We start from the raw sequence: 23,097 nt of genomic DNA on the forward strand, positions 1-23,097 counted from the left end.
CGCGGTACAGTGGGGGTGAATAATGTTTATAAACAAAAGGAATCATCTTTTAAGTGTAATTAAAGTTCTACTTTTAATGATGGCGGGCTTGTTATTCATAAGCTTGTACCATTGCAGTACTATCAGTGCAGAGACAACTGCAGAGACAACTGCAGATGCGATTCCGCTGCAGCCTATTATCGATGCGGCTCGCAGCGGAGAGGTTATCATGCTGGCTCCAGGAACTTACTCAGGACCGGTTCACATTGACAAGAGGCTTACAATTAACGGAAACAACAACAGGGCCACTCTGCTGAACACGTCTGCGGAGGGACAGATTGCAGTGCTGATCCGTGCAGATGGTATACAGTTGACGAATATGAATATTCAGCAAAATAATGACGGAGAATCGGCTGCTGTGCAAGTTGAAGCCGACAGGGTTACTTTATCGGGTCTGGCGGTTCATACTACTGGCTTTGGCATTGTACTCCGTGAAGCGAACAGTGGAGTGATTACGAAGAATAAGATCCGCTGGTTTATTCCGAAAGGAGCTGCATCAGGGACAAGAGGCAATGGTATTGATCTCTACAACTCTCATGGCACTGAGATTAAAGAGAACAAAATCGCTTATCTGCGGGATGGCATCTATCTGGAGAACAGCCGCAATACGGTAGTAGATCAGAATGAGCTCTCCTATTTGCGGTATGGTGTACACTGCATGTATATCAATGGATCTAAGATCATCAACAATGTGGGGGAATATAACATCACCGGCGCGATGGTGATGGGCGTGACCGATGTTGTGGTGTCTGGCAACTCTTTTCGCAAGCAGAGCCAGAATGTCCATTCTCAAGGAATCTTACTCTATGATGTGCGTACCTCAAGTATTGTCAACAATGTGGTAGAGGGGAACCGAGTGGGGATCTATATACAGCAATCCTCAAACAACATTCTTCAGAACAACCTTGTGCTCAGGAATTATATCGGGATTCAGTTTGAGGATGCGGAAGGCAATCGTTTTCAGCGGAACGGGTTTGTAGCCAATGTCATTGAGGCACAGGCGACCGGGAGCAGAGACAACGAGATGAACGGGAACTATTGGGACTCATTTGAGGGGCTCGATCTTACAGGCGACGGTGTAAGTGATCTTCCATATGCCATCAATCCGTTCTACCAGCAATTGATTTCCAAGAATGCAGCCTATCAGCTTTTTTTTCAGTCACCGGGTATGACATTTTTAAGCGATATGTACACAAACGGCAAAAGCCAGTGGTCGACTGATACGGCGCCGTTAATGCAATTGGCGGCAGGTGCGGCTACAGAGGGGCAAACAGGCGACGGTCAGGGTACGGTTATGGTAGTGGGCTGGCTGCTGCTGTTTTTATCGGTAATTTCAATCATTTATATGGGGGTATTGAGGATATGAAAAAATGGAGTGCGATTTTAATAGTAATGCTGGGTTTGATGGTCCTTTCAGCTTGTGGTGGTGGGAAGAAATATGAACCTTTGGCAATAGATGAAGCCGTTGATATTTGCGTCATTTGCAACATGCAGGTTAAGGACGATGCGTTTGCCACACAGTTAACTACAAAAGACGGGAAAAATTATAAGTTTGACGATATCGGCTGCATGAATGAATGGAAGGAAAAGAATGGAACCGAAGATATCGGAATGGATTACGTCCGAGACTACAACGACAAGGAATGGGTTGAATTCAGCAAAGCGAGATATGTATATGATGAGTCTCTGCGCACACCTATGGCCTATGGGGTTATCAGCTTTAAGGACGAGAAGGCTGCCGAAGCCTTTGTAAAAGAACAAGGTGTGGGAACGGTTTTGACTGCCTCAGATTTAGCTTCCCATGAATGGAAGCAAAATACGGATATGATGAATATGGATATGAACAGCGGGGGGGGTCATATGGACGAGCATATGTCTGAGGATCAGGAAGGCATGAATACAGACAAAGAGACGGATATGTAATGATAGCAGACATGCTGCAAGTAGCCCGCCGAGAACTAAAAATGGGATTTCGTAATCCCTGGTCTTATTCGTTTTTGGGTCTGTTCTGCACATTCAGCTTAAGCTTACTGCTGATTAATTCACAGAATGTGGTTGAAGGCTATACAGCTGTCACGAGTTCCATGCTTAGCCTTATTCTGTACCTGCTACCGCTCATGACCTTGTTCCTGGGTTCATTCTCGTTAACCTCGGAAAAAGAAGAGGGGAGCTGGCAGCTGTTGTCAACCTATCCTATGGGGACGATGTCATTTGTTCTGGGTAAATATATGGGACTTGCCGCGGTGCTGCTCATCATAGTTGCTTTTGGGTATGGGCTCATGGGGTTGATCAGCGGGCTTCTCGGCATGGCTTTTGATTCCGCTACCTATTTTCTGTTTTTGGCATTTTCCGTGGGACTTGTATTATTGTTTCTGACAATTGCTTTGTTTATCGGATCATTGTCCCGCAACCGTTGGCAAGCCCTGACGATCTCCGTAGCCATATGGTTTTTTACAGTTATCGGCTGGCCGAGCTTTCTGATCGCCGGTCTGGGCTTGGTGCCCTATCTCTGGGTTAAGCCTTTGCTTGTGGCCTTCACTCTTCTTAACCCGGCAGAGCTTGTCCGTCTATTCGTTGTCATTAAGCTGGGCGGAGGTTCAGTACTGGGGCCAGAGTATTACCAGTGGATAGAATGGATTGGGAAATCGGGCGGCTCACTGCTGTTTATAGGTGTATGTCTCATTTGGATACTTATCTCTATTTTGTTGGTTTATTGGATATGGGAAAGGGGGCGTTCCCGTGGATAACGCTTTAGTAAACGTCAGTGGAATATCCAAGGTCATCAAGAAGCAGACCTTAGTGGAGGAGATCAGCTTTCAAATCCCTTCTGGCAGCATCCTTGCCTTATGTGGCGGGAACGGGGCAGGCAAAAGCACGGTTCTGCGTATGATTGCTGGTATTCTACAACCGACAGCAGGCAAGATTTCCGTCAATGGTCTTCACTGGCGGGAGTCTCGTAAGAAATTCTCCACACAAATTGGATATATGCCGGACGACTATCAATTTACACAAGGTTTGTCCGCAGAAGAAACACTGACGTTCTGGGCAGCGCTTCGCAAGGTTCCTAAACGGAGAGCAAGAGTCGAAGAAGTCCTTGCCTTGGTGGGCCTTGAGGACAAACACAACCGTCTGGTAAGCACGTTCTCTAAAGGCATGCGGCAGCGAGTCTTATTTGCCCAAGCGCTGCTGGCTAAGCCGCCGCTCCTGATTATGGATGAGCCGACAAATGGTCTTGACCCTTTCTGGATGAATGAATTTGTAAACCTACTTCAAAAAATCCGGGAAGAAGGGCACACCGTGATTTTCTCAACACATCAGCTGGAAATTGCAGATAAGGCTGCCGATCAGATTGTTTTTCTGAACGGAGGAAGAAATGCTGGTTCGGGCAAAGCCGAAGCATTCCGCGCAGAGTATGGTTCTTTGTATGCTGCCTTTAATCATAGTCTGGGGCTGTCATGAGACTGCGCAGAATTGTTGCTTTGCTGCTTGTTGCCGTCATTGCCGCGGCAATCGTCTGGGTATTTATTAATCATTCCAGTCAGGCTAGGGTTGAGGGGATTGAAGAAGGAGCTTATGCTCCAGATTTTAAGGTTATGACGTTGTCTGGCGAGGAGGTTAGCTTGACAGAACACCGTGGGAAAGTAGTGCTGCTCAATTTCTGGGCTTCCTGGTGTAAGCCATGCATGCAGGAAATGCCGCTGCTGAATGAAATCCATCAGTCCTCCAATTCCCAAATAGAAACCTTGTTTATAAATGTTGGAGAATCTAAGGGTACGGTATCTGAATATATGAAAGAACTCCAGTTTTCGTTCCCTGTGGCTATTGACGTTACCGGTAAAATCTCGACGGCCTTTGGAGTTACTGCACTTCCCTCTACCTTCATTATTAATGAAGAGGGAGAGATCGCAAAGATTAGACTGGGCGAAATCGACGATTTCACCTTGCTGCAGCAATGGCTGGCGGATGCGAAGGTTACACAATAATGAAGTTGCTTCAAAGAGCTCAAAGATGGCTGTCGAAGCCATCTTTTTTGCGTGCAGTGTGTCCATAGGCATGCATTATCTAGTTGGTGAAAGTCCAACCAAGGGAGGGCCGAGCCACCTTTGTAGCTAGGATGCTTAGGACACCATAAGCTTAGGGAAGGAGCCCTGTTTTGTTTATGCTTTTGGAGGAGGTACTAGTGAGTGAATGCCAATCGGCTAATGACCTCCAAAGAAAAAGTTCTAGAACTCCAAGAAAAGCTAGGTCATGTGGCCAAGGAAAATAATAAGCGTAAATAAACAGATACTCAAATACCTGAATTTAAGGAATCAGTGGTAGGACAGATGTTAAAAGGTATTCTGTTAAATAGTGGACAAGAGTCTAGTGATCCAATGAAGGCAACTGCTGCCGTAATTAAAGTAGTTGAGACATCCAAACCGCCACTTCAATTGCTTCTTGGTAAAAATGCATATCAAGCAGCAAGGCATAAATTTACAAGCATGATTGCAGGTATGGAATAATTGAAGGAATATCGCTCAACTCCGATTTTTAATAAAGTCCATCTTATACTAAAGGCTGCCACTGAAAAACCTGGACATTCGTGGTGAAAACTAGAAGACGTTCAGAAAACCGCCCACTTATTCTGACGGGTAGATGTAAATATGCTCGGAAGCTTGGCAGAAAAATATAAGAAAAACCCTGAGATTACAAGTTTTGCTTCTACAGTAAAATGGAAAGATGGGTTTTATTCGGAGGCCGAGGTTGGAGACTATAAGCCGGTATCCGTTGATGAACCAGAGTGGCTATCCAGAACTGGAAAAGGGCCTAATCTGGTTGAGCTTTTGTTAAGTGCACTTGGCGCTTGTGTAGGTGTTGGATTCATTGCAACAGCTAGTGGTATGGGTATTAAAGTATATTCGGTAGAAGTTGATGTTACTGGCGAAATAGATCAGAACGTTTTCTTAGGCTTAAGAGAAGGGGATTCTGGTTTGATGAAATAAACGTTCGTTTTAATGTGGACAGTAACGCAAATGAAACACAGGGAAATGAGTTAGTGGCACAAGCCATGAAACTATCACCGGTGAGAAACACAATTGAAAGAAACGTTAAAGTGAACTCGACGTATACAATTATCCATTAATACCAGGAATACTTGATTGTTTTGCTAGAAGCGTAGACATTATGCGAGGAACACATAGCATAATGTCTACTTTCTTTAGGATTAGGGGCCCGTCCCCTTGTCAGCTATATTGATAGCTGAATATTGCGAGATGGGTAACCCACAGGTGGTTTCCATCGATAAGGCAGGTGACTCCTTTTGGCAAACGCCCTACCTAGAGTCAGCGGTTGATATTTAAGCAGACGAAAGACTGTCTAGTTGAAGCGGATCCACAAAAGTGTGCTGGTCTCACTCCTGAAATGTCATTCATTTAAGCGTCTTGAAAAGAATAAATATACTTACTTAGCTAACTATTGACTTTGCACTAAAAGATTGTTACTATTTTCACGAGAGTAAGTTATTTTTTTCACAAAATAAAAGGAGGCTATATTATGTTAACTACGTTTAAAGCTACTGCCACAAAATTGCCAGGAGGTTTGCAGGTTGAGGCTCAATCCAGAGGTTTTAAAATCTTGATGGATGAACCTGAAGAATTAGGTGGAACAGATAAAGGGATGAATCCGGTTGAAGCGCTTCTGTGTGCGTTGGGAGCATGCCAGTCCATTGTTGCTGCTGCTTTTGCGGATGGGTATGGATTCTCGTATGAAGAGTTGTACGTTGAGCTTGAAGGGGATTTGGACCCGGATGGGTTTATGGGGCTGGCAGATGTGAGAAGCGGTTTCCAGGAAATTCGTTTTGTGATGCACTTTAAAACGACCGAAAGCCAGGAAAAAGCAGAAGCTTTTGCGGCATTCATTGAGAAGACCTGCCCGGTTGGAGACTGCTTGGCGAATGGGGTTAAATTGGTACAATCAGGTGTAGTGAGACATTAAACAAATCGATAAAAGCGGCGCGGCTTTACGCTTTTTAGTTGTGAAGGAGTATAAACATCATGGAAATTAAAATGTCAATGATTGCTGGAGGGAAAAAAGGAAAGGCAGGAATAATCAATGTGCAGCTAGGGGAGAAGGTTTCTATCGGAGACATACTCGTCGAGGTTGAGACGGGAAAAGGCAATCGAGAAATTACAGCGACCGCAGCGGGGATCATCAGTGAGATTCTTTTTGAAGAAGGTGGAGAAATTTCCTCCAACCAAGTTTTGTTTACATTGGAAACCGCTGAAGAAGACACCGTTGCATTATCTGAACCGCAGGCTGCTGCAATGGAACAGCCTGTCATGGCTAAGAAAGTTGAACTATTGATTATTGGTGCAGGACCAGGTGGGTATGTAGCCGCCATTTATGCCGCTAAAAAGGGGATAAAAGTTACATTAGTTGAAAAGGAAGAATTGGGCGGAACATGTTTAAATGTAGGTTGTATTCCAACCAAATCACTGGTTAAATCTTCTGAAGTCTGTCACTATGTCAAACAATCGTCTTTATTTGGTATCCACACAGCAATGGACCTTCAGGTCGATATGAAGCAGATTATTCGTCGTAAAGATGAAATCAAGGATAAATTAATTTCCGGGATTGACTACTTGATGGAGAAGAATAATATAGAAGTTATCCGCGGGGAAGCTTCTTTCTTATCCGCACATGAAGTGAGTGTGAAAGGACAGAACCACTACCATATTTCCGCGAACGACATCATCGTAGCTACAGGCTCCAAAATTTCCAAGGTGAATATCCCAGGCATCGATCTTCCTTTTGTGATGAACAGCACTGATGCGCTTGCATGCACTGAGCTGCCGAAGAGCATCACGATTATCGGCGGGGGCGTCATTGGTATGGAGTTTGCCTTCATCTATCGTTATCTGGGTGTTGAAGTCCATGTAGTCGAATTTATGAGCCGACTGTTGACCATGATCGATAGCGACATTTCTGAAGAAATTAAACATTCGGCGGAGCAAGCAGGAATTCATATCCATACGAACTCGAAGGTAGTCAAAATCCAGCGTGCTGACGAAGGACAAGCGATTGTAAATTATGAGGATTCCCAAGGTGAGCATCTGCTTGTTAGTGAAAAAGTGCTGGTGGCTATTGGACGGGAGCCTAACTTGGATGGTTTGGAAGTTGAACGAGCTGGAATTCAACTCAATGAACGTGGACGAGGCATTACCGTGAACGAACACATGCGTACAAACGTCGAACATATCTATGCGATAGGCGATGTTACAAATATAATGCAGCTTGCCCATGTCGCTTCACATCAAGGTACTACAGCTATCGATGGGATATTAGGCGAATCGGGAGGCATGCATTATACGGCAATCCCGAACGTGATTTTCACTTCACCTGAAATAGCCAGTGTAGGTCTATTAGAGGATGAATGTAAACAGCAGGGTATGGATTACAGCGTGAGCAAGGTTTCCTTTACCAGCAATGGTAAGGCGTTAACAATGAATGAACCGGATGGTTTTATTAAATTGATTAAGGATAATCGCTCACAAAAAATAGTTGGAGGGGCGATTATTGGTCCTGATGCGTCATCCCTGATCAGTACATTAACGCTTGCGATTGCCAATGAGCTTACGGAGAAACAAATCATGCACACTGTTTTTGCTCACCCGACTACGGGAGAAGTGATTCATGAAGCTGCATTCGGCTTTAGCATCGGGGCGCTCCATCAGGCATAAAACACGATGATGTAGTCATATCATTTCACAAAAAGTAAAATGTTTGTTATTATATTACGAATAGAGGAGAAATACACGGAGATAAAACTGTTGGGATTGGTTGGTGTGTCTATTGTTTAATTTAGAGGATTGCCTTGCTTTTGTCACAAACCGTAGTGGGAAAATCTTTGCAGAAGCATTGGAGAAAGAGTTTCGTCCCTACCACATCACCAGGAGCCAATGGATCGCTATGTATTACATCTATATTCAAGAATCCATTACCCAGCGAGAACTAGCAGAAGAAATGTCGATTAAAGAACCGAGCGTGGTCCGTTTGCTTCAAAAACTGGAATACGATGGGCTTATATATCGCTCCGCTACGAATTCAGATAAACGAGTCAAGCAGTTAGAATTATCTGATAAGGGTGTAAAGGTATGTCTCGACTTAATGCCAATTGCCGAAAAGTTCAAAAACGATACAATCGCAGGTATTTCCAAGGACGATCTTGAGACATTCAAACATGTGTTGAGTATTATGGTTGAGAATACAAAATAGTGAAAATCTTTTGACTTTATTTTAAAAATAAAGTTAAAATAAATTCTCGTAAGTCAGAGGTAACGAAAAAGACATCAGTTTAGGTGATCAAACGTTACTCTTGAATGGATCTTTATAGAACAAAACAAAAAAAGACTCTTTCGTTTTTGAAGACGAAAGAGTCTTTTTTTATTCGTTGCGCGCCTAGCCAAGCTAGGCACAGCTAACCGGTGAAACTCCGGTCGAGTTATGAGCCAAGTCGCCTCGTAGCTAACAGGCAACTGGTGGAGAGATTCTAAGGTTGAAGCCCTGTGACAAAGTAGCCCTGAGAGGGGAACTAGGAAAGCAGCAGGCCGTAACATGAAGTGAATCCTTTTTGAAAAATAAGTTTTAGACTGCCGCTGTTATTAAACTAATGTTTCCCGTTAACATACAAATAGTCCAATGGTCAATTATGTTAGGCAGTTTCGTTAGATTGTAGTCTTTATTCTAGGCTAACATGTTGTGGATGCCTTCGAGTGTCTCGCGCTTCTTGTTTGGGCCGTTACCGGCAATACGCTCTTCATTTTCTTCCAGATTGGTTCCTCCTGAACGGACAACGGCGTTATCAGTACGACGATTTTATCTGCAGCGGCAAAACTTGGCTCTACCCACGACCTGTATACGCTTTCTGCTATCCACGAATCGAGACCGATAATTTCTCTGAGCCGGCGGTCGCGCTCATCTTCCGGTGCCTTTACGCCATATTCATTCGATTGTGGATCCCAAAAATTTATCATCTAAATCATAATCAGGAGTTTATGGCTCAATAACGCTGCAATATAGGATTTTTCGCTTCCATCGCCGCCAATGATATGGATTCGGATTCAGACACCTCTTTCTTCCAGATTGTCTGTATATAATTACCTTTGTGAGAATAATTAGTCTCACTGTTCAAACTATCCTGCTCTTTAGCTTAGAAAGCCTGCTAGTCTAATACTATATTTTCTCTGAACAATTGGCGAAGGCCATGGAACTGTCTGCCGGGCGAGAAGCTGTAAATAAAGTATGGGAATTAATCGGGCACAAGGACCACTTTGCGATAGAAAATACTCATTCGCAATCAAGCTAATGCCTGATCACTAACTATCTTTGATGTTTTGTCTTTTTTTTCGTATCAATATGGTGATGAGCAGTATAGCAGGGAGGGCAACTCAGAAAATAGGAAATATCCTAACTATTGCATAATGATGACCTTCTCACATAAATTTTGTATACGTCGGTGATAAAAAAGAGAGGACAAGAACACTTAGAGCCAAAGGGATTAGCCATATTTTATATCTAATTGTAGTGAGTCTTTGCATCCCGATGGTAGCCTATAAAAAAGATGCACATGGTTCACATCTAAACCAATAAACAAAATAAGTGTAAAGAACGCATCGGCCCGCTCGAAAATTTGGGCTGCATATATCATTTGAACAACGGTAAGCAACGGATAGGTGGTGAGACCAGCAACTTCAGGATTCAAGACAAGGATTACCGTCTGATTCAGTAGGGTCAACATTAGTGATACAACGATGTAAGTGGAGATGCTACTTTTACCAAGCTTCTTACCTTTTAGTGCATATTTAAAGAACACAGAAAAAGGACGACTTATCCAAATGGAAAAAAATCAATTTTCGGAATTGCAGAGTCCCAAACTGGCTTAAGATCTTTCTTCAGTATAGGGAACATAAATTCAGGGTGAAACAGTCCTGTCATAGGAATGGAAACCAATATTAATGCATAACCGAACGTTAGTAGATATATAAAAATGACGCAAAGAAGAAAAAATACTTTAGGTCCATAGCTAGAGACAAATGTGTTCTTTCAAATTGGAGAGAACAATATCCAAAAGCTACCAATAAACAGCTTCAGTTCACTTATGAGTACATTGTAAATGGAAGTATAGCAATCATAGAACAGTGGCTAATTTTCGGAATGCACGAAGATCATTTATACGTTGCCAACTTTTATTAGAACTATCTGTAATACTGCATTAGTAATGTTGGAATGAGGGAAATCGCTTATTTATTCTAATAAAGGTAAAGTAACAACTGTATGTGTACCTGCAGAATTGCTGAATAAACGAATACCATACTGGTAGCCAGCCTTCAATTGAATCCGTTCATGAACATTGCGTAATCCGTAGCCGTATAATTGCTGGTCGAACAGGCCTTCCCCGTACTTGTTGTACATCTCTTTTCCATTATCTTCAATGAAAATTAGAAAATGTCTTGCTTCGGTTTGACTGCGGATAGTTATACTTCCTTTGTCTCTACGCAGGGTATTGATTCCATGTTCAATGGCATTTTCGACAAGCGGCTGGAAGATGAAGTTAGGGACCTGGAGCTCAAGTAATTGTGGCGATATATCGTAAATGACATCGAAAGGCTCATCGCGGGCCGTCTGCTGCAGAGCAATATAAGACTTTATATTTGCGAGTTCCGTTTGCAGAGTACTGTACTCCTTGCCTTGATTCAGGGCAGTCCTGTAGAAGGTAGCCAAATCGTTAGTGATTTGAGAAATTTTCAGCTGATCATTCTCGATTGCAATCCAGTTGATGGTAGACAAGATGTTGTATAGGAAATGGGGATTGATTTTCTCTTGCAGTAGCCGCAGTTCCAGCTCTTTCTGACGCAGTTCTGCAGCATATTTTTCCTCGATTAGGTGGTTTAGCCGGGTGAGCATCAGCTTGAATGACAAGGCCAGACTTCCGATTTCATCTTTATAAGAGGTGTCCACACGGATGCTTAAATCCCCTTCGCGTACTTGCTGCATTTGATGGGTAAGGATAAAGATTCTTTTAATCATGGAACGGGAGAGAATGCCTATAATCAGGCCAACGAGCACCAGACAAATCAAAATGATCACAAGATTGAGTAGCAGCTGGCGGTTTGAAAATGAAGAGATATTCTGGCGGTTGAAGTCATAGGAGATCTGCCAATCCAGCGGTGTTAATGTTCTAGTAATGTTATATGCGTGAACAAGCCTGGACTCAGGATTAGAAATATAGATGACTTCTGTACTGTCGGAGATCGTGATATTTGCCGGAGCAATAACGAAGGATTCGAAGCTGCGGGTAAACAAATCCTCCTTGACACGCATCCGGGCCACACCGAGAAACCTGCCGGTAATTGAATTCTTAATTGCCTTGCCTACATACAGATGATCTTCTTCCGGCCACCAGTAAAAAGAACTTGATGAGGAAATCTTCTGAAACCAGTCAGCATTTTGAATCATTTTAGTGGAGCGTATTAAATCTTTCAATACAAATACATCGTTCACTGTATAGATTTCCAGTTTGTCGATATATAGGTTGGACAGCATTGCATTGTATAGGAAGGGACCGATATACATATCTGCAATCCGGTTGGTTTCCAGTGCCGATAACTGCTGTGACGGCAGGAGAAACTCCTGGAAGCTGTAGTTGTTAGCCACCAGGGATAGTGAGGACTCGGCTTGGTATAACTTCGTCTCAATCTCCTTGCCTACACGTTCTACCGCAGTATCAGTCTCTTGTTTGAGCTGGGAATGTACAAATGAAAGCGAAGACTGATAAGAATACCCTCCAAGCAGCAGTAGAGGGATCATGAATACAAGCACGTAGGATAATCTTAGCTTGTGTGTAAAAGATAAATCCCTCCAATAACGTTGCATGAGTACTTAAATCCCCTCTCTCTCCCGGTACTGTGCCGGACTGACATTTTCCCTGCTCCTGAAAATAGAAATAAAGTAGGATGGTGTCTGAAATCCCACTTGCTCACCGATTTCAGCTATTTTAAGATGGGTCGTTTTCAATAGATGTTTAGCCTGTTCAATCCGATATTCAGCTATGAATTTGCTGATGTTATGTCCTGTTTCTTTTTTGAATAATGTGCTGAGATAGGCAGAGGTAACTTGCACCTGTCCCGCCAGATAGGCTAGTCCCATCTCATTGCTGTTGTAGTCACGGGAAATTAGGTCCTTAACACTTCGGATAAGCCAGTTCTGATCATGATTAGTATACTCTTTTTGTTCGATCCGCTTTAGAATATTCACAATGACTTCCATTGTCTGATTGAGATTATCCGTCGCATAGATTTCATTGACAAGATCGGTTGGTTTTAACTGCAGAGTTGTATTTTTGGAGATTTTCTTAATCATTTCGGTCAGCACGTATTTAATGAACATTGGGCTATATGACCTGTTATTATGGATTTGGGACTGCAGCCGCTGCAACTCCGAATAAGCTTCAGAATAATTACCGGCTTTTATACAGGTTGTGATTTTATCAGTGGAAATTTGTGTAACGTCATAACTGGACTGGATATGATTATCCTTCTGTACATACACTACGGTGCTGGAAGAAATAAAATAATAATAATCGGTATATTTACTCATGTGATCGTATTCAGCTTTTAAGCCTGATAGCTTGTGCAACTCTCTTCCGGCGATTACAAATACCACAGACTGAAATTTCTGTCGGATTGTCAGTAATAGAAGATCACAAAAAGCGCTTACATGTTGTGTGTTTGCTCTGGTAAACAGAATAATGAGAAACGTATTAGCATCCATGAGTCCATAGACGAACTCAAACGGCTGGGTATCGTGATTGCCTATTGCTTCGATGACTTCTATGAATTCTCCCGCTTCACAGGTTACAAGTAGTGGAATAAACGGGGTGGATTCAAACGCTGGTACTAGCTCCCGGATGGTGTGCACTGCTTTGTCACTTGTGGCAGTGGAAGTAAGCAATAGCTGCAGTTGCTTCTCTAAAGTGTAGAATTTAGAATACTCGATTATTTTCTGGAGCTGTACCGCCTCTGAGCGCTGCAGTTCCTTCTCATTGCACCAGGTGATCGCTTCAGTTATAACCTGATTGAAATCTCCAACATTAATCGGTTTGAGTAAGTATTTGCTGACTCCAAGCGAAATAGCATTCTGTGCATATTCGAAATCGGCATAGGCGCTGTAGAGAATCAGAAACAGCTCTTTGCGATACTCAATCTTCCGTATTAGGCTGATTCCATCCATGAATGGCATTTTGATATCCGTTAATAGAATGTCTACAGACTGCTTAGATAGTACGGACAGTGCTTCCTCGCCATTACCCGCTTTCAAAACGTTCAGTCCAAAGCTGCCTTTGCGGAGGAGCGTTTCAATACCGTCACGTTCATTTTTTTCATCATCTACAATAAGTATGTTGTACAAGTTAGCTTCCTCCTTATTAGAATTAAGATGACGTGGTTACATCACTTGAACAAGTTATATTGTATCCTGTTTAACTAATATAGGCTATGCGGCGGGAGCTGAAACGAAAAAAACGATATGAATCTATAATTTCTTGCATTTAAGCGCTTTCTTAATAAGCCTATAATTTAAGTAAGCTAACTTGCAAGAGCTACATTATAAAATCGGGGGGAAGTATTCCATGAAAGTAAGAAAAAGACTAATCACAGCAGCGGCACTCGTACTCTTAGTTATAGGTGGTTGTTCTTCAAATTCCGGCGGAGAAAACAATACAGCAGAGAGCGGGAAATCCTCTACAACGATTTCGATGATCGGATGGTACGAAGACAATATAATGACTGACACCATTAATAAGATTAATGAGAATCTGGATGAAGGATATAAACTAGAATATACATTTATTAACTTGAAGCAATACAACAATGTCTTGAGCACACAGCTTGCGGCCGGAGAAGGGCCTGACATTGTTATGGACGGGGCATCATTCCCGGCTCGTATAAAAGCTGATAATCTGCTGGATATTACCGGTGAAGATTTCGTCGGCAACTTCAATGAAGCAGGGCTGGCTCTGTCCACTACAGAAGACAAGGTATATGGTATCCCTTCCTATGGCTGGTATTCAGGGATTTGGTATAACAAAGATATTTTTGCACAGTATGGCCTGACGCCACCAGAAACTTTTGAGGACCTGCTTGCGATCTGCAAGACGCTATCAGACAACGGCGTACAGCCATTTGGTTTCGGCCTATCCGACAGCGATACAGCTTGGCATTCACTGGTCGGATACCTTGAGAATTCTTACTATAATAATGGTAATGAAACACCAGCTTTTGATACAAAATTCGCCCAAGGTGAAGTGACTCTTTCCGGCAATCTGAATACTGCAGTCGATGAATGGGCGCAAATGATCAAACAGGGATATATCAATGATAACATGTTGGGTATTTCCGGTGAGCAAGTTATCCCGGGATTCCTTGAAGGCAAAACTGCGATGTTCTACGGCGGGCCTTGGAACTATGAAAAGTTGAAAGAGGGCTCAGTGAATTTCGGTTTGTTCTCGCATGTAGGTACAAATGGTGCTGAAAAATGGCTGGTAGGCGGGCCCGCTGCAAATTTCGGTGTCAACAAGAATAGTAAAAACCAGGAAGGCGCTAAAAAAGTGCTGGCCTTACTTGCTTCCGAGGATGTGCAGAAGACTATCCTGGCGAGTAACGTCGGAGGTTTTAGCTACTATAAGGATCTGAATAGTGAACTTCCTGAGGAGTACAGTGAAGTCAAAGATATTCTTGCTGCAGGAAGAGTCGGTGTTGCTTGGGATCGTTGGGGCACCAATATGCCTGCACAATCTTTGATTGATGAAGGTGTCAAACAGTTACAAGGAATGGTAGCTGGAGTAACGACCACAGAGCAGTTCCTCAAGGCGATGGATGATAAAGCAAACCTAATCAGGTATCAAGATTAATGGCCGGGGACCTCTAGCAGGTCCCTCTCTCTAGTCACCTTGAAAGGAAGGACACACGTGAAAAACAAAATCAGAGTCTATTCACCTTATGTGCTGATGCTGCTTCCTCTGCTGGTGATCTACGCAATTTTTTATATTGTTCCTTTGATCTACACAGCAGCATACAGTTTCACAAGCTGGAGCAATTATTCCAGTTCCATATCCTTTACGGGACTCGATAATTACCGGCGGATATTTGAAGATAACACTTTAGGTATAGGTATCAAAAATTCACTCATCTATGCAGTTGTTAATGTGCTGCTTGCAAATGTCATCTCGTTGCCGGTCGCAGTACTCCTGAACACCAAACTGAAATTCCGAAACGGATTCCGGGCTTTATTCTTCAGTCCTGCAGTGCTTAGTACACTTGTTGTGGGTTTTCTGTGGAGCTATATTCTGTCTTCCTCGGATTATGGAATGCTGAACAAGCTGATCGGTGCTGTCGGTATGGAACCGATTAATTGGCTGGGTAATCCGAAGACGGCACTAGCTGCGATTATTCTTACTCAGGTATGGCAGTGGTTTGGATGGTCAATGGTTATTTATCTGGCTAACCTGCAGAGCATCAGTGAGGACTTATATGAAGCTGGACGTATTGACGGTGCCAATCGCTGGAAACAATTTTTCCATATTACACTGCCGGGCTTAGCACCTGCAATCAAAATTAATCTGATTACCGGGATGATTTCCGGACTTAAAGTCTTTGATATTGTAGTGTCGCTTACTAAGGGCGGACCGGGTTATTCCACGGAAACCATCCTAACCTTGATGTTCTCCAAATTCTCTGAAGGGAATTACGGGTATGCGGCATCCTTTGGGATCGTCTTCCTTGTGGTAAGCATCCTGCTGGCCGGCGTTCTGCTGCGAAGCTTCAAAGTATGGGAGGACCGAATCAATTGAAAAGTGAATCTGCACAAAACAGACTTCTGCATATGTTGTCATTCCTGCTGATGTTCATTCTGGCCTTAATCGTGGCGGTTCCATTATACTATCTGGTGGTCACTACCTTTAAAAGCTCCTATGAAGCGGGAGTTCATCCTCTGGCCTTGCCAAGCTCGCTCAGCTTTGAATCTTATATTAATGCTTTTCAGAAGATGCAGTACCCTCGGGCCTTTATGAATACCTTTATCATTACGGCGCTTTCGGTCATCGGTGTAATTCTCTGTGCATCCATGGGAGGATATGTGTTGAACCGTAAGGGTGATAGTAAAGCTGCCAAAATCGTGTTTGTTCTGATTCTGGCAGGAATTATGTTCCCTTATCAAATGTCAGTCTTAGGCTTGTATAAAGTTGTGCAAAGCCTGCATCTAATGAATACATTATGGGCTGTGATTTTTATTAATATCGCTGTGAACATTCCATTTGCTACCTTTATGTTCCGCTCTTTCATCACTACGATTCCCGGTGAACTGGAAGAAGCCGCTAAGATTGATGGGGCAGGATTCTATAGGGTATTCTGGGTAATTACCTTTCCACTGATGAAGCCAATTATTGCTACAGTCGCTATTCTGAATTCACTTACGATTTGGAACGACTTCATGGGGCCGCTATATTTCCTTCAATCCAGAGAGAAAAACGTAATTTTACAAGAAGTATACCGCAATGTCGGCCAGTTCTCTACGGATTGGAACAGCATGTTCCCGATGATGGTTCTGGGTGTATTGCCGCTATTAATTTTTTATCTGTTTATGCAAAAGTATATTATCGGCGGTGTTATGAACGGTGCTCTGAAAGGCTAGTACAAGAATGACAAGAATATTTAAACGGGAGCGGAGCGACTTATGAGAGAGAAGATGGATTATACAGAAAAACAAATAATTCGTTTAACAAGCAATTTGAGTAAGTATAACATTGAAATTTCGGATAAAAATCATATATCCCATTTAAGTCACCCGGACGATCCTCACGGAATGAACTGGGCTGGAGAATCCGGAAGATGGGGGGAAGTATGTCTGAAGCCTGGTGTTGATCTGACTGTAGAGAGACAGGTGCTTCCCAGTGGCAGACTGCAGGAAACCTATATATTCACCAATAATACCCCTTATGACATTTACACACAGAAGGGCGAGATTGGAATCCACGCTACCTTCCCTGATCAATACGATTCAGCGGATATATGTATGACGCAAAGAAGCCATGCACACATATGGTGCGGTGGGGAGGCCAGTTATATTATGGGGCTGCGCATGGGAGGAATTGCCCCCCATCTGGGTCTAGTACTAACGAACGGAAGTATCACTGAATATAGCATTGAAAGGGATGCCGCTCAGAGCAGCAATAACCGTGGCTTGATTATCCTCCATCCTGCCCCCTTTGTTCTTATACCCGGGGCATCCATCTCACTGACTTGGGAACTGTTCTGGCATGAAGGGAAAGAAGACTTTTACCAGCAACTACAAGCTTACCCACGATACATTCACGTCGAAGCGGACAAGTACGTGCTGTTTGCTGGGGAAAAGTGCCGGCTGAAGATATCGCATGCCTTCCCACAACTGGATCTAGTTGATATTATCTGCAAGGGTGAAGAGGTCCCTTATTCCGTTACGGGTAATTGTATTATCGTAGAAGCGGTATACGAAACATCAGGTGAGTATAGCTATTCAATTGATATCAACGGTATCAGTACAATCTGCAATATTCTCGTGCTGCCTCCGCTTAATCAACTCATCGAGGCCAGATGCCACTTTATTGCACGAAAACAGCAATGTCGTGACAAGGGAAGCCGCTTGGATGGTGCATTCCTCGTCTATGATAATGAAGAGCAGAGCAGATATTATTCCCATTACCATGATCATAACGGCGGAAGAGAACGATTCGGCATGGGGGTGCTCATCGCCAGATACTTACAGACCACTGCTTCAGATGAATTGGAAGCAAGCCTGCTAAAATATGTGGATTATATTGAAAGTGAGTTATTCGATGAGGTGAGTGGTACTGTATTTAATGATATCGGCCGCAACAATGACATCCATAGGCTCTATAATTATTCGTGGCTGGCCATTTTGTATATGGAATTGTTTAACCTATATAAGAACAAGGCCTATCTAGTCAAGATGTCGAAGATTATGCACGGATTCTATAATAATGGCGGCTACAAATTCTATCCGATTGAACTGCCGATGAATGATATGATCGGCCTGCTGAGAGGCAATGAGCTGATACTGGAAGCTGATTCCCTGTACGCGCATTTCAGTAAGCATGCAGAGACTATCTTTGAATGCGGAATCTCCTATCCTCCGAGCGAAGTGAATTATGAGCAGAGTATTGTGGCTCCTGCTGCGAATGTGCTGATTCAGATGTACCTTCTGACCAAGAATGAGAAATATTTGACCGCATTCCGTGAGCATCTGCACATATTGGAGCTCTTCAATGGAAGGCAACCCGACTACAACCTGCATGAAGTGGCGATTCGTCACTGGGACGGATATTGGTTCGGTAAAAGAAGACTGTTAGGCGATACGTTTCCGCACTACTGGAGCGGATTGTCTGGGAGAGTCTATCTGGAGTATGCTAAGCTGACTGGCGAGGAGCAGTATGAGACAATGGGGGAAGCTTCCCTACGCGGTGTACTCAGTCTTTTCAGAGCAGATGGTCAAGCCTCCTGTGCTAGATTGTTTCCTTTCAAGGTGAACGATAAGCCAGGTAAATACGATGATCCTTGGGCTAACGATCAGGATTGGGCACTTTATTTCATGATTTCGTAAGATCCAGGTTACGTACACAAAAACATTAGCACCTCTTATGCTCAATCCGGAAACATTCGGTGGGAAGCAAAAGAGGTGCTATTCTGTTACAACTTAACATTATCTAACCATTCCTAGGGCCTGCAGCTTTTACGGGTGCCGGTTGCAGCGCCATCATCCAATATCTAAATCCAACCACTAAAGGAGAGCTGAATATGACAACAATTAAAATGACTTCCGGAGAGTTTACTTTTCTGGCAAGGCTTGAGGAGGAGAAGAAACCAGAATCCAGCCGCTGGCTGCTTGAGCAGCTGCCACTTACGGTCACAATGATTCAGGGGGCATGGAGCGGCAGAGCCGTCTTTGCTGACCTCCACGGCATCGGCCAAGGCGTTGTCTTCGAACACCCCACAAGCTATCCGCTTCCGGGCGAAATTCTCCTGTATCCGGGAGATGAAATGGGAAGCACAGGGAAATATATCATAAGGGCACCGTGATATAAAATCAGAATAAGGAGTATTGCAAATGAAACCTACAATTGGATGGATTGGTTTAGGGAATATGGGCAAACCTATGGCTCAAAATCTTGTAAATGCAGGGTATCAGCCTTGGGTTCATAATCGCACAGCCGAAAAAGCGAACTTCCTGGTGGAACAAGGCGCCCAATACGCCGAAACGTCCAAAGTCGTTGCTGAAAAAAGCGATATTATCATTACCATACTATCGAATGCCTCTGCCTTGCAAGATTTCTACCATGGAGACGCAGGTCTGCTGTCCGGTGTGGACAGTAGTAAAATTGTAATCGATATGAGCACGATCGGCCACGAAGCTGCGCTGAATCTAGCGGGTCAATTATCCAGCAAGCAGGTGCGATTCGTTGATGCACCCGTTTCCGGCTCAGTGAAACCGGCGGAAGCCGGCCAATTGGTCATTTTGGCTGGAGGGGAAACAGGGGTTGTTAATATCTGTAGGCCAATCTTTGATGTGTTAGGTAAAGAAACTTTGCATTTTGGCAAAAACCGGCTCGGGAAGCCAAGCCAAACTGGTAGTTAACCTGCTCTTGGGAATCACAATGCAGGGTATTGCGGAGTCACTGGTTCTCGCCGAGAAGATGGGGTTGGATCGCGAACTGGTGATCAAGATGATGACTGAATCTGCTGTAAACAAACCGATGCTGGGAGCCTAAACAAATGCTTTAATGGATGAATCGTTTCCTCCTGCGTTTGCCTTGAAGTGGATGGAGAAGGACTTGAATCTGGCGATGGAAACGGCAAAAGCACTGGAGAGTAGCCTGCCTTTGGCTGCAAATGCAGCAGCTACATATACATCGGCCATAGCCCGGGGAAAGGGAGATTTAGACGTAGCGGCGATCTTTCTGCACATTAAGGAGCTTTCGGAAAAGTAAGACAATTAGCCGAAAATCCTTTGATTTAGTACTTTAATCAATTTGTAAAGAGTGTTGTATTACACTTGTAATTAGATTTCTATAAGAAACAGCGCCTAAGATTAATTATACGCTGTTTTTTTGTGGATTTTAAGTTATGAAATGCCAAAACGAAAACACATTAATTTAACGCTCAAAGATAATGAAATATCCGACTGACGGATGCTCATTAAGCTAACGGACGGGATAGCGTGAAAACGGGTGGTTAGTAATACTAACTCCGTTACAAGAACCCCTCGAAATTTCGAGGGGTTCTAATATTACATTTCCAATTGATACAATTCGTCACATTGAAGAGGAATCCTGTATGTGAAGTGAGCTCTCCGTGTGTCGGTTATGATGACAGTTGCTTCTGGCATCGAATTACTACTTCCGGGGCTACGATACTGACATTTCCACGTTCACCGTCAAGCTGCGTGGACGACACAATAACGTAAATGTAGGCGGACTAGCTTCAGTTTTTCCGCCTTTTATGTTTGATTTATAATGAATCCACATAGTAGTAAATTGGAAGGTAAAATATGTTTAAAGCGACCATTCTTTTAACCACGGATTCAACCGCCGACATTAAAGTAATGGACTATAAGCCGGGCAAAGTTGTCCAGAAAGATGTGACGACTAAAAAGGCGCTGTCAAAAAGGACATTAAGATAGAAGGAACCATACTTTTCATCGCAAACATGGACGTATCGTTCAAAAGGAGCAACTACGATATCCAGATCGGCGGCGGTAAAGTAATCACTGCTAAATTTATATCTAACACAATGAAATGGGACAATAATCATGGACCAAGGCAGGTTATTTTCGCCGAGCGCTGATTCAGCAGTCCGATCCGCCTTAACAGTTTTTATTAGGATTAATTGGCTATCTGGAAACTTTCGTTCAACAAAACAAGCAGCAACTGAAAGTGCTGCTATTCAGTTATAGGGCAGGATACTTCTAAATAAACGGCGAATCAAATAGAGTAGTGATTTTGTTGGAAGGAATGATCAAATGGTGCTATTTACTTCAAACCCAGATATTTATAAAAATGCTTACCCTAATTGGCAAAAAACTTTCAGGGATTACAACGGTTTTTTTGATTTATATTCTGAATATTTTAAAGAGGCTGCAGACAAGTTAATTGATTCCATTGGAGCTAACCGGGGGCATATTGCTGATAATATAATCAACCCGGCACTATTTCTGTATAGACACTCTGTTGAGTTATCCCTGAAAGCTATTCTGCATCGGATATACATAACATCCGGTTTGGATGATAATAAGATTAAGGAGAAACTAGAGGGACACGGCCTTGAGAGTTTATGGGCAAAAGTTAATAATGAAATTCGAAGTAAATATAATTTTGGTGCAGACCAAAACGAAAAGAATGAACTGAAAACTATAGGCGGATTAATTATCGAATTACATAATACAGATGATAGCTCAATGACTTTCAGGTATCCATTTGACAAACGGCTTGATGAGTTTACTTATGGAGATGGTAAAGAAAGTTTTGGGATTGATTTTATACATTTCAAGAGCCAACTAGATTATCTGCATTCAAGGCTAAGATATTGGATTTATTATAGAGTTTCAGGGGAATGGAGTAACGAATAGAAATATTATTTTGAAATTGCTTAAATCAATGATAAGGCAGTTTTTGAACGTTCCATCGCAGGTCTCGCTGAGCGATTGGAGAAGTGCATTCAGGATTGCTCCTATTCGAGTAGAATTCCTAGGAAGATGTTATAAGCTGTAAGGAGCAGCGGCTATATATGCATTGTGCTAACTGAAAATGTTAGTTTAACAACAACAGCGGCAGTCTAAGACTTTATTTATCTTGTCTTGTTCCGCCGCTGCTTCATTTTATAAAACAGTCTATAACTTATTTTTCAAAAGCTGACGATTCTTCAATTAATATACGTTGATAAATCAACGACTTTAGTCTAATACTTTATTATCTCATAACACTATAAACTGATGAGTTAAATGAAGAGTTCTGAATAAACTAATATTGATAAAGCTGCTTTCCGAAGCCCATGGCCTCGGTTTTTTTGTGTGTAATAAATAGAGCATATCATATGATTTTGAAACTGTAGTGATATACCGGCGCTCATATTAGAGATATGCCGTGGATAAAAGCTGTTGCTGGTTTGGGTACAGAATCCTAGCCTTTTAATTTCGTGAATCTGACAAAGTTTGCTGGTAAGTTAATGTGGAAATTCCGTTAGACATACGTGTAATTTCTATTTCTATATGGCTTAAAAGGAAGGTAGGTGATTAGTCCGGGTTTTATAGGAATATTTCCTTACAAGTAATAAAGAATTCACATACATATTGTGCCAAATGAAATATACTAAACTAGACAAAATTTTTCATTTTTTGAGGTGTGAATTGAAAAATAAACTTTTTAAGTATTTTAAGGCCTCTGCTTCTAGTGCCCCATCAGACAACCTTGATCTTATTTTGCTCGCGTAGAATAAGGACCTTACGTTTATTCTTGTTTCGCCAGCGAAGATACGCTTGAATGGCCAACCCTAAATCTTGGTGTTTGGCAAAATCACTACCTTCGAGGACAAATTTTCGTAGGGGCCCAAAATGACATTCGATTCGGTTAAGCCACGATGCGTACGTTGGAGTATAGACTAATTCTACATTGTTCGCTGCAGCCCATTCCTTCACTTTGTGGTGCAAATGCGGAGAAAAATTATCCAGAATGATGTACAAGCGCTCTGACCGATGAAACCGGCGCCGAAGCACATGGAAGAAACGAAGAATATCCTGATGCTTCTTCGTTTTTGAAGCATGGCCATACAACTGATCTGATTTTAAATCCAGTGCAGCAAGCAAATGCTTTACGCCATGAGGTCGGGTGTAGGTCGCCCGAAGTCGAATCGGCCTACGTTTTTGAAACCAGCCTTTCCCACGGTAAGGTTGAAGCGAGAGCGGCCCAAATTCATCCATACA

The 23,097-nt window shown here is 42.8% G+C and carries 24 protein-coding genes and 1 pseudogene; 20 read left to right on the top strand and 5 right to left on the bottom strand.

Features of this window, described 5'->3' with window-relative positions; genetic code table 11:
• The first annotated feature begins 22 nt into the window (after positions 1-22).
• The 11 genes from MHH49_RS17895 to MHH49_RS17940 all read left to right on the top strand — a co-directional run bounded on the left by MHH49_RS17895 (position 23) and on the right by MHH49_RS17940 (position 8,292).
• A complete protein-coding gene (locus tag MHH49_RS17895) occupies positions 23-1,405 on the top strand; it encodes a right-handed parallel beta-helix repeat-containing protein (RefSeq protein ID WP_341138319.1) in 1,383 nt (460 codons plus the stop codon).
• Positions 1,402-1,962 carry a nitrous oxide reductase accessory protein NosL gene (locus MHH49_RS17900; RefSeq protein ID WP_341138320.1) on the top strand — a complete coding sequence of 187 codons (561 nt, stop codon included), beginning with the start codon at positions 1,402-1,404 and terminating at the stop codon, positions 1,960-1,962. Before MHH49_RS17895 ends, MHH49_RS17900 begins: the two co-directional genes overlap by 4 nt.
• A gap of 2 nt (positions 1,963-1,964) precedes the next feature.
• Positions 1,965-2,786 (top strand): ABC transporter permease, encoded by an 822-nt coding sequence (locus tag MHH49_RS17905; RefSeq protein ID WP_341138793.1) that lies wholly within the window; start codon positions 1,965-1,967, stop codon positions 2,784-2,786.
• Positions 2,779-3,498, top strand: a complete 720-nt coding sequence (locus tag MHH49_RS17910) for an ABC transporter ATP-binding protein (RefSeq protein ID WP_341138321.1) — start codon at positions 2,779-2,781, stop codon at positions 3,496-3,498. Before MHH49_RS17905 ends, MHH49_RS17910 begins: the two co-directional genes overlap by 8 nt.
• Positions 3,495-4,022, top strand: coding sequence for a TlpA family protein disulfide reductase (locus MHH49_RS17915; protein ID WP_341138322.1), 528 nt, complete (start codon positions 3,495-3,497; stop codon positions 4,020-4,022). The genes MHH49_RS17910 and MHH49_RS17915 overlap by 4 nt, the downstream gene beginning before the upstream one ends.
• 342 nt (positions 4,023-4,364) lie before the next feature.
• On the top strand, positions 4,365-4,541 hold the full coding sequence (locus MHH49_RS17920) for a hypothetical protein (protein ID WP_176462559.1): 177 nt from the start codon (positions 4,365-4,367) through the stop codon (positions 4,539-4,541).
• 141 nt (positions 4,542-4,682) lie between these two features.
• Positions 4,683-5,021, top strand: a complete 339-nt coding sequence (locus tag MHH49_RS17925; RefSeq protein WP_094901543.1) for an OsmC family protein — start codon at positions 4,683-4,685, stop codon at positions 5,019-5,021.
• Positions 5,022-5,035: 14 nt separating this feature from the next.
• On the top strand, positions 5,036-5,161 hold the full coding sequence (locus MHH49_RS31225) for a hypothetical protein (protein ID WP_438269117.1): 126 nt from the start codon (positions 5,036-5,038) through the stop codon (positions 5,159-5,161).
• Positions 5,162-5,571: 410 nt separating this feature from the next.
• Positions 5,572-6,012, top strand: a complete 441-nt coding sequence (locus MHH49_RS17930; RefSeq protein ID WP_094901547.1) for an OsmC family protein — start codon at positions 5,572-5,574, stop codon at positions 6,010-6,012.
• A 59-nt stretch (positions 6,013-6,071) separates the two neighbouring features.
• Positions 6,072-7,757 carry a dihydrolipoyl dehydrogenase gene (gene lpdA, locus MHH49_RS17935; RefSeq protein WP_341138323.1) on the top strand — a complete coding sequence of 562 codons (1,686 nt, stop codon included), beginning with the start codon at positions 6,072-6,074 and terminating at the stop codon, positions 7,755-7,757.
• Positions 7,758-7,860: 103 nt separating this feature from the next.
• Positions 7,861-8,292 (top strand): MarR family winged helix-turn-helix transcriptional regulator, encoded by a 432-nt coding sequence (locus MHH49_RS17940; protein ID WP_229696339.1) that lies wholly within the window; start codon positions 7,861-7,863, stop codon positions 8,290-8,292.
• A gap of 473 nt (positions 8,293-8,765) precedes the next feature.
• Here the strand turns inward: MHH49_RS17940 and MHH49_RS17945 are convergent, their stop codons facing one another.
• Together MHH49_RS17945 and MHH49_RS31230 are read right to left on the bottom strand one after the other, a co-directional pair.
• Complete coding sequence (locus MHH49_RS17945) at positions 8,766-9,050, bottom strand: hypothetical protein (protein ID WP_341138324.1); 285 nt, start codon at positions 9,048-9,050, stop codon at positions 8,766-8,768.
• Between the two features lie 524 nt (positions 9,051-9,574).
• The gene (locus MHH49_RS31230; protein ID WP_445667556.1) at positions 9,575-9,889 is read right to left on the bottom strand and encodes a GerAB/ArcD/ProY family transporter; all 315 of its coding nucleotides are present in this window, start codon (positions 9,887-9,889) and stop codon (positions 9,575-9,577) included.
• 164 nt (positions 9,890-10,053) lie between these two features.
• Here MHH49_RS31230 and MHH49_RS31235 point away from each other — a divergent pair, with 164 nt between their 5' ends.
• On the top strand, positions 10,054-10,269 hold the full coding sequence (locus MHH49_RS31235; RefSeq protein WP_445667571.1) for a TetR/AcrR family transcriptional regulator C-terminal domain-containing protein: 216 nt from the start codon (positions 10,054-10,056) through the stop codon (positions 10,267-10,269).
• A 51-nt stretch (positions 10,270-10,320) separates the two neighbouring features.
• Here MHH49_RS31235 and MHH49_RS17950 read toward each other — a convergent pair whose 3' ends face one another.
• Both MHH49_RS17950 and MHH49_RS17955 read right to left on the bottom strand, forming a co-directional pair.
• Positions 10,321-11,949: a sensor histidine kinase gene (locus MHH49_RS17950; protein ID WP_341138325.1), complete on the bottom strand. Its 1,629-nt coding sequence runs from the start codon at positions 11,947-11,949 to the stop codon at positions 10,321-10,323.
• A 6-nt stretch (positions 11,950-11,955) separates the two neighbouring features.
• Positions 11,956-13,482 carry a response regulator gene (locus MHH49_RS17955; protein ID WP_341138326.1) on the bottom strand — a complete coding sequence of 509 codons (1,527 nt, stop codon included), beginning with the start codon at positions 13,480-13,482 and terminating at the stop codon, positions 11,956-11,958.
• Positions 13,483-13,702: 220 nt separating this feature from the next.
• Between MHH49_RS17955 and MHH49_RS17960 the strand changes: the two genes are divergently transcribed.
• The 8 genes and pseudogenes from MHH49_RS17960 to MHH49_RS17995 all read left to right on the top strand — a co-directional run bounded on the left by MHH49_RS17960 (position 13,703) and on the right by MHH49_RS17995 (position 21,747).
• Positions 13,703-14,983, top strand: coding sequence for an ABC transporter substrate-binding protein (locus MHH49_RS17960; protein WP_076222792.1), 1,281 nt, complete (start codon positions 13,703-13,705; stop codon positions 14,981-14,983).
• A 57-nt stretch (positions 14,984-15,040) separates the two neighbouring features.
• Positions 15,041-15,922 (top strand): carbohydrate ABC transporter permease, encoded by an 882-nt coding sequence (locus tag MHH49_RS17965; protein WP_254924529.1) that lies wholly within the window; start codon positions 15,041-15,043, stop codon positions 15,920-15,922.
• Positions 15,919-16,761 (top strand): carbohydrate ABC transporter permease, encoded by an 843-nt coding sequence (locus MHH49_RS17970; RefSeq protein WP_254924530.1) that lies wholly within the window; start codon positions 15,919-15,921, stop codon positions 16,759-16,761. Before MHH49_RS17965 ends, MHH49_RS17970 begins: the two co-directional genes overlap by 4 nt.
• Before the next feature lie 42 nt (positions 16,762-16,803).
• Positions 16,804-18,726 carry a hypothetical protein gene (locus tag MHH49_RS17975; RefSeq protein ID WP_341138327.1) on the top strand — a complete coding sequence of 641 codons (1,923 nt, stop codon included), beginning with the start codon at positions 16,804-16,806 and terminating at the stop codon, positions 18,724-18,726.
• Between the two features lie 194 nt (positions 18,727-18,920).
• Complete coding sequence (locus tag MHH49_RS17980) at positions 18,921-19,202, top strand: DUF3830 family protein (protein WP_341138328.1); 282 nt, start codon at positions 18,921-18,923, stop codon at positions 19,200-19,202.
• Between the two features lie 28 nt (positions 19,203-19,230).
• Complete coding sequence (locus MHH49_RS17985; RefSeq protein ID WP_341138329.1) at positions 19,231-19,758, top strand: NAD(P)-dependent oxidoreductase; 528 nt, start codon at positions 19,231-19,233, stop codon at positions 19,756-19,758.
• A 19-nt stretch (positions 19,759-19,777) separates the two neighbouring features.
• Positions 19,778-20,110, top strand: a pseudogene (locus MHH49_RS17990) (NAD-binding protein).
• 1,031 nt (positions 20,111-21,141) lie between these two features.
• Positions 21,142-21,747, top strand: a complete 606-nt coding sequence (locus MHH49_RS17995) for a hypothetical protein (RefSeq protein ID WP_341138330.1) — start codon at positions 21,142-21,144, stop codon at positions 21,745-21,747.
• An 828-nt stretch (positions 21,748-22,575) separates the two neighbouring features.
• Here MHH49_RS17995 and MHH49_RS18000 read toward each other — a convergent pair.
• The gene (locus MHH49_RS18000) at positions 22,576-23,094 is read right to left on the bottom strand and encodes a transposase (RefSeq protein ID WP_341138331.1); all 519 of its coding nucleotides are present in this window, start codon (positions 23,092-23,094) and stop codon (positions 22,576-22,578) included.
• Positions 23,095-23,097: the final 3 nt, after the last annotated feature.

The organism is Paenibacillus sp. FSL F4-0122, from assembly GCF_038002845.1.
GTDB lineage: Bacteria > Bacillota > Bacilli > Paenibacillales > Paenibacillaceae > Paenibacillus_AQ > Paenibacillus_AQ odorifer.

What these genes read in the sequence shown, in the direction of transcription:
- MHH49_RS17895 (WP_341138319.1), top strand. Translation starts at nt 23, where the DNA reads ATGTTTATAAACAAAAGGAATCATCTTTTAAGTGTAATTAAAGTTCTA.
- MHH49_RS17900 (WP_341138320.1), top strand. Translation starts at nt 1,402, where the DNA reads ATGAAAAAATGGAGTGCGATTTTAATAGTAATGCTGGGTTTGATGGTC.
- MHH49_RS17915 (WP_341138322.1), top strand. Translation starts at nt 3,495, where the DNA reads ATGAGACTGCGCAGAATTGTTGCTTTGCTGCTTGTTGCCGTCATTGCC.
- MHH49_RS17920 (WP_176462559.1), top strand. Translation starts at nt 4,365, where the DNA reads ATGTTAAAAGGTATTCTGTTAAATAGTGGACAAGAGTCTAGTGATCCA.
- MHH49_RS17925 (WP_094901543.1), top strand. Translation starts at nt 4,683, where the DNA reads ATGCTCGGAAGCTTGGCAGAAAAATATAAGAAAAACCCTGAGATTACA.
- MHH49_RS17930 (WP_094901547.1), top strand. Translation starts at nt 5,572, where the DNA reads ATGTTAACTACGTTTAAAGCTACTGCCACAAAATTGCCAGGAGGTTTG.
- lpdA (WP_341138323.1), top strand. Translation starts at nt 6,072, where the DNA reads ATGGAAATTAAAATGTCAATGATTGCTGGAGGGAAAAAAGGAAAGGCA.
- MHH49_RS17945 (WP_341138324.1), bottom strand. Translation starts at nt 9,050, where the DNA reads ATGATAAATTTTTGGGATCCACAATCGAATGAATATGGCGTAAAGGCA.
- MHH49_RS17950 (WP_341138325.1), bottom strand. Translation starts at nt 11,949, where the DNA reads ATGCAACGTTATTGGAGGGATTTATCTTTTACACACAAGCTAAGATTA.
- MHH49_RS17960 (WP_076222792.1), top strand. Translation starts at nt 13,703, where the DNA reads ATGAAAGTAAGAAAAAGACTAATCACAGCAGCGGCACTCGTACTCTTA.
- MHH49_RS17975 (WP_341138327.1), top strand. Translation starts at nt 16,804, where the DNA reads ATGAGAGAGAAGATGGATTATACAGAAAAACAAATAATTCGTTTAACA.
- MHH49_RS17980 (WP_341138328.1), top strand. Translation starts at nt 18,921, where the DNA reads ATGACAACAATTAAAATGACTTCCGGAGAGTTTACTTTTCTGGCAAGG.
- MHH49_RS17985 (WP_341138329.1), top strand. Translation starts at nt 19,231, where the DNA reads ATGAAACCTACAATTGGATGGATTGGTTTAGGGAATATGGGCAAACCT.
- MHH49_RS17995 (WP_341138330.1), top strand. Translation starts at nt 21,142, where the DNA reads ATGGTGCTATTTACTTCAAACCCAGATATTTATAAAAATGCTTACCCT.
- MHH49_RS18000 (WP_341138331.1), bottom strand. Translation starts at nt 23,094, where the DNA reads ATGGATGAATTTGGGCCGCTCTCGCTTCAACCTTACCGTGGGAAAGGC.